The 6002-nt window shown below is 68.2% G+C and carries 4 protein-coding genes and 1 pseudogene; 4 read left to right on the top strand and 1 reads right to left on the bottom strand.

Features of this window, described 5'->3' with window-relative positions; translation table 11 throughout:
• Positions 1 to 68: 68 nt before the first annotated feature.
• Entirely contained in the window at positions 69 to 1550 is a 1482-nt protein-coding gene (creD, locus tag AC1DOC_RS15820) for a cell envelope integrity protein CreD (RefSeq protein WP_436299153.1), read from the bottom strand.
• Between the two features lie 210 nt (positions 1551 to 1760).
• Between creD and AC1DOC_RS15815 the strand changes: the two genes are divergently transcribed.
• The 4 genes and pseudogenes from AC1DOC_RS15815 to AC1DOC_RS15800 form a co-directional block, all read left to right on the top strand.
• Positions 1761 to 3836, top strand: coding sequence for a VIT and vWA domain-containing protein (locus AC1DOC_RS15815; protein ID WP_478130060.1), 2076 nt, complete (start codon positions 1761 to 1763; stop codon positions 3834 to 3836).
• An 18-nt stretch (positions 3837 to 3854) separates the two neighbouring features.
• Positions 3855 to 4784: an exosortase Q gene (xrtQ, locus tag AC1DOC_RS15810; protein ID WP_436299151.1), complete on the top strand. Its 930-nt coding sequence runs from the start codon at positions 3855 to 3857 to the stop codon at positions 4782 to 4784.
• Positions 4765 to 5334, top strand: a complete 570-nt coding sequence (locus AC1DOC_RS15805; protein ID WP_436299150.1) for a hypothetical protein — start codon at positions 4765 to 4767, stop codon at positions 5332 to 5334. The genes xrtQ and AC1DOC_RS15805 overlap by 20 nt, the downstream gene beginning before the upstream one ends.
• Before the next feature lie 10 nt (positions 5335 to 5344).
• Positions 5345 to 6002 (top strand): annotated as a pseudogene (locus AC1DOC_RS15800) (biosynthetic peptidoglycan transglycosylase); the annotation flags it as partial.

Below are 6002 nucleotides of genomic sequence, written 5' to 3'. Positions count from 1 at the left end.
GAGGGAGAAGAATCGTCCATGGGAATCAGTGGCAAAAAGGTAAGGAAAAAAACAGTCCGTAGCGTTGGTTACACGGACGCGGCCGCCTCAGGTAAGACCGGCTCGGGCATTCGGGGGTTCCCGGCCGACAGCGCATACCAGTCGACCTTGCGCGTGGCGAGCATCAGCACCGTCAGCATGCCGAATGTCAGCAGGGCGCCGAGCAGCAGCGCATTGCTTTCCGATGCCAGCAGGCCGTAGAGCGCGCCATAGAGTACCGCGACATAGGCCCCGAAGCCCGCGCCGCGTGTCCAGCTTTGCAAGACCGCGCTGAAATAGATGCCCAGCAGCAGCACGCTCGCGCCGGCCGCGCTGGCATAGGCCAGCCAGAAGGCCAGCTTCTCGGACAGGGCCAGCAGCAGCAGGAAGAACAGCGCGATCGAGAGGCCGACCAGGCCGTACTGCACCGGGTGCATGCGCTGCCTGCGGAACAGCTCGAACATGAAGGCCGCCATGATCACCAGGCCGATGAAGAGCGCGCCGTACTTGCCGGCGCGCGTGCTCATCGAATACACATTGACCGGCTGCGCGAGCGACACGTCGAAGGTCTGCAGCGGGCCGAGGTTGCGCTGCGCATGGCTGGTTGCAGCCACGGCCGCCGCCGTCGCGGCACTGGCGGCATCGCCGCGGCCCAGCAGCCCGGCGCGCACCTGCTCGCGCGCCGAGGTCACGAGCGAGGACACGCGCCAGTGCGCATCGAAGCCCTGCGGCGTCACTTCGCGCTGGGTGGCGAGAAAACGGCCGCCGAAACTCGGATGCGCCCAGGGCGACTTCAGATGGGCGGTGGTCTCCTCGGCACTCGGCACCATCGAGAGCGTGTCCTGCCCGACCAGGCCGAGCTTCATCTCGAAGGACAGCGGTGCCTTCGCCTCCCATGCAGCGAGCGCGGCGCCGGTGAGCGGTGCGTGGATGCCGTCGGCCAGCAGGGCGTCATCCGCCAGGCCGGGCACGCGCTGCCTGAAACGCAAGGCCTCGCCGTTCATCGCGATCGAAGGCGAACCGTCGAGCCCGCGCAGGTCGCTCGCGCCGAAGACGGCGAACGGTGCCTTGAACTCGATGCGCGAATCGGTTTCGCTGTGCGCCACCGACTTGGGATCGAAGGCCGAAAAGCCGCCGCCCAGCGTGGCGCTGAGCGTATAGAACGGAATCCTGAAGATGCCCCGGTAGCGCTCGTGCGGTGCCATCGAACCTTCGATGTGCAGCTTGTCGGGAAACACCACATGGGTCATTTCCTTGCTGCGCGCCTCCTGGCCGATCACCTGGCCCTGCGCATTGCGCACCGGCTCCATCCAGCGCTCCACATAGGGCACCAGCAGCAGCGGGCCCACCACGGTCTGCGGGCCCGCATAGGTGGCTGCGAGCTCCGCGGCCGCCTCGCGCTGGCTGTTGCCGCGCTCGCGGTTGATCGCATTGATCTCGGCCAGCGGAATGCACAGCAGGAGCGTGAGCATCAGCAGTCCGGCCACCTTGACCAGCATCGAACCCTGCAGGGCCTTCAGCAACTGGAACATGTTTTTTTCTCCTCGTCGGTTGTCGAAGCCGCGATGCTCGCTGCGCCATCCGAAGCGCGTGTGAAGCGCAGCCGCCGGCGGACTTCACACAGGCTTCACACAACGCCGCATCCACGCGCCGGACTTCAAGGAGCCTTCCAATTTCCTTCTCGCGCGGTGCCGACAGTTGCGGCTGTGCAAGTTCGCACGGACACCAACACCCACACCGCCATGGATGCCCACACCTCCACCCGTCCCGGCCGCTGGCTCTGGCTCGCCACCGTGAGCCTGGCCACGGCGGGCTTCGTCGCGCTCAGCCTCAACCCCGTGCATGCCCAGGAAGCACCGGGCCCGCGGCTGAAGACCGAGAGCCCGTACTTCTTCGTGAAGAGCGACGATCCCGCGGTCGACCGCCTGCCGCTCAAGGCCACCGAGGTGGCGGTGAAGATCTCGGGCGTCATTGCCGACGTGACCGTCACGCAGACCTACCGCAACGAAGGCCAGCGCGCCATCGAGGCGAAGTATGTTTTTCCGGGCTCGACCAAGGCCGCGGTCAGCGGTCTCAACGTGCGCCTGGCCGACCGGCTGATCACCGCGCAGATCCGCGAGAAGCAGCAGGCGCAGATCGAATACGACAGCGCCAAGAAGGAAGGCAAGACCGCCGCGCTGCTCGAGCAGCACCTGCCCAACGTGTTCCAGATGAACGTCGCCAACATCCTGCCGGGCGACGACGTGAAGGTGGAGCTGCGCTATACCGAACTGCTGGTGCCGCAGTCGGGCAACTACGCGTTCGTCTTTCCCACCGTGGTGGGCCCGCGCTACAACAGCCCGCAATCGGAGAACGCCCAGGCCAAGTGGGTGGCGCAGCCCACGCTGCGCGCGGACGTGGCGCCGAACACCAGCTTCAGGCTCAAGGCCAGCATCGACACGCCCATGGGGCTGAAGGAGGTGCGCTCCTCGTCCCACACCATCGAGGTGAAGAAGAGCGATGAAGACCGGCACGCCGACATCCTGCTCGCGGCCGATGGCCGGCCCGCGGACAACCGCGACTTCGTGCTCGACTACCGCCTTGCGGGCGAAAGGATCGAATCGGGCCTGATGCTCTACAAGGGCCAGAACACCGACGGCAGCGCCGAGAACTTCTTCCTCGCGATGGTCGAGCCGCCCAAGGCCGTGGCCGCCAGCGCGATCTCGCCGCGCGACTACATCTTCGTGGTCGACATCTCGGGGTCGATGCACGGCTTTCCGCTCGACACCGCCAAGACGGTGCTCGAACGCCTGATTGGCGGCCTCAGGCCCAGCGACACCTTCAACGTGCTGCTGTTCTCGGGCAGCAACAAGATGCTCTCGCCCCGATCGGTGCCGGCCACGCGCGCCAACATCGAGCAGGCGCTGGCCACCATCCAGAACTACGGCGGCAGCGGCAGCACCGAGCTGATTCCCGCGCTCAAGCGCGTCTACGCCGAGCCGAAGGAGGAGAAGGTCTCGCGCACCGTGGTGCTGGTGACGGACGGCTACGTGAGCGTGGAGCGCGAGGCTTTCGAGCTGGTGCGCAAGAACCTTTCGAAGGCCAACGTGTTCGCCTTCGGCATCGGTTCGTCGGTCAACCGCAGCCTGATGGAAGGCATTGCGCGCGCCGGCATGGGCGAGCCCTTCATCATCACCGACCCGATCCAGGCGCCCGAGCAGGCCGCGCGCTTCCGCCGCATGGTGGAGTCGCCGGTGCTCACCAATGTGAAGGTGACTTTCGGCGGGCTTGACGTGTACGACGTGGAGCCGCAGGCGCTGCCCGACGTGCTGGGCGAACGCCCGGTGATCGTGTTCGGCAAGTGGCGCGCGGACGCGGAAGGAAAGGCCAAGGGCCGCGTGATCGTCGAAGGCCAGGGCGCCAACGGCCCGTACCGCCAGGAACTGCGCATCGACCCGCAGCTGCGCCAGGACACGGCCGCGCTGCGCACGCTGTGGGCGCGCCACCGCATCCAGAGCCTGAGCGACCAGGAAACGCTCGAAGGCGGCAGCRCGTTCAAGGAGCGCATCACCGAACTCGGCCTGAAGTACAGCCTGCTGACCCAATACACCAGCTTCATCGCCGTCGACAAGGTGGTGCGCAACCCCGCGCCGCAGACCAGCGTGGGCGTGAACCAGCCGCTGCCATTGCCGCAGGGCGTGAGCGAACTCGCACTCGGCGCCGAGGTGCCGAGCACGCCGGAACCCGAGACGCTGGGCGCGATTGCCGTGGTGCTGTCGATGCTCGCGATGCTGCGCCGCCGCGCGCGCCGCAACGATCCGCGCCGCTTCACGGCCTGAGCCAGGGGAAAAGAAAAAATGTCATTGGCCGCACTCGCCCATCGCCATCCGCGCATCGTGGATTGGGGCATCCACGTCGACCGCGCACCGGCTGCCGGCTGGCTCGCACTGCAATTCGCCGCGCTTGCGCCGACCTGGGCCTGGATGGCCCGGCGGCTGCGCGACGGTTCCGACGATCCGCTGGGCCTGCTGGCGCTGGCTGCCCTGGCCGCGCTGGCTTGGCATTGCCGGCGCGAATTGCGCGCTGCGCCGCAGCTGGGCTGGCTGGCACTGGCAGGCGCCGGCACCGTGCTGGCGACCGCGCTGCGCACGGGGCTCGGCGCCCTGCCCGCGCTGCCGCCGCTCGCCACGGGCCTGGTGGCCGTGCTGGCACTGGCCTGCGGCCTGCTGGCCTTCCTGCCGCGGCGCGTGGCCGCGCTGCCGGTGGCCGGCCTGGCGGTGCTCGCGCTGCCGCTGCTGTCGTCGCTGCAGTTCTATGCGGGCTATCCGCTGCGCGTGGTCACGGCCGAGGCGAGCCGCTGGCTGCTGGCACCGGGCTTCAGCGTGGCGCGCGAGGGAAGCAGCCTGGTGGTCGATGGCCGGCTGGTGATCGTCGACGCGCCGTGCTCGGGCGTGCAGATGGTGTGGCTCGGCTACTTCACGGCCTGCGCGGTGGCGCTCTGGGCCCGCCGGAGCGACCGCGGCTTCCTGCGCCGGCTGCCGATGGTCGGCCTCATGGTGCTGGGCGGCAACATCCTGCGCAACAGCATGCTGATCGCGTTCGAAGGCGCGGGCCATCCGCTCGCGCCCTGGGCGCACAACCTGCTCGGGCTGTTGATTCTGGCCGCGGTGTGCGGCGGCATCGCCCGCCTGATGGTGCCGGCGCGCACCGAGCCCGCGTTCGCCGACCGGCCGATCCCGGGCCTGATCACCACGCAAGGAGGCCGCCATGTCGACACGGTTCTTTGAAGTCCTGTTTGCCAACCATTTCATCAACCGCATCGGCCACAAGACCGCCTTTGCGCTCCTGATGCTGCTGTGCATGCTGTGGTCGACCGCGGCGGCGCTGCGTGCGCCGCCCGAACCCTCGATGGCCATGGCCTCGCACGAATGGCCGAGCCAGTGGGACGGCGTTCCACTGCGGCCGCTGGCGCTCGGCGACGTCGAGCAGCGCTTTGCCGACCGTTTTCCGGGCGCCATCGGCCGCATGACCAACGGCACGCAGACCATCGTGATGCGCGCGGTGAACGCCCCCACGCGCATGCTGCATCCGGCGGCCGACTGCTACCGCGCGCTGGGTTTCCGCATCGAACAGGCGCGGCTCGAACGCGATGCGCAGGAGCGGCTGTGGCGCTGTTTTGTTGCGCAACGGCACAGTGCGCAAAAGATCCGTGTCTGTGAGCGCATCGTCGATGCCGAAGGCACGGCTTTCACCGACACTTCAGCCTGGTACTGGGCGGCGGCCAGTGGACGCTCGAGCGGTCCGTGGCAAGCTGTGACGGTGGCGAGGCCGATGTGATGAGAGTTTTGTGAAACAGTTTCTGCGATTCGTGATCTACGGGCTGCTGGCCCTTGTCGTGACAACCTGCGTTGCTATCTTCCTGATAGTAAAACTGGTGCTTGCACCGGCCGCGGGGGAGTGGAGCACCACGGTCGAGGCCGGCCCGCTGCGCTTTGCGGTGGGCGTGCCCACGGCGGTGCGCCTGGCCACGTCGTCCTGGTTCGCGCCGCGGCTGGACGGGCATTCATTCGACAGCCGCTTCGGCTCCCTGCACTTCGCCTGGAAGGACGCGGCGGGCGTGCTCGAAGTGCGCTGCTCGCCCTGCAGCGCCGAGGTTGCCGCGCTCGGCACGCAGCCGATCGTGTTCGAAGGCCTGGTCGCCACCGTGAAGCGCGAAGGCAACACGCTGGCCGGCACCATCGAGGCCACGCCGCGCAGCGCCGAGGCCGCCGCCGTGCTCCAGGGCCAGTGGCAAGGACAGCTGGTGCCCAAGGGCAAGGGCCTGCAGCTCAGCGTCGACATCAAGGACGCGCCCATTGCCCGCTGGTATGCCGTGCTCGCGCCCAGCCTGCCCGAGCTGCAGCGCGCGCGCATCGGCGGCACGCTGGCGCTGCGCGGGCAGGTCATGCTGCCCGAAGCCACGTTCGCGGTGCAGCCCACCGTGAGCCAGTTCACCGTCGAGGGGC

It is taken from the genome of Variovorax sp. 01T439_2 (genome assembly GCF_056398445.1).
The sequence above is the reverse complement of the archived record's forward strand: the minus strand, read 5'-3'. Positions and strand labels throughout refer to the sequence as shown.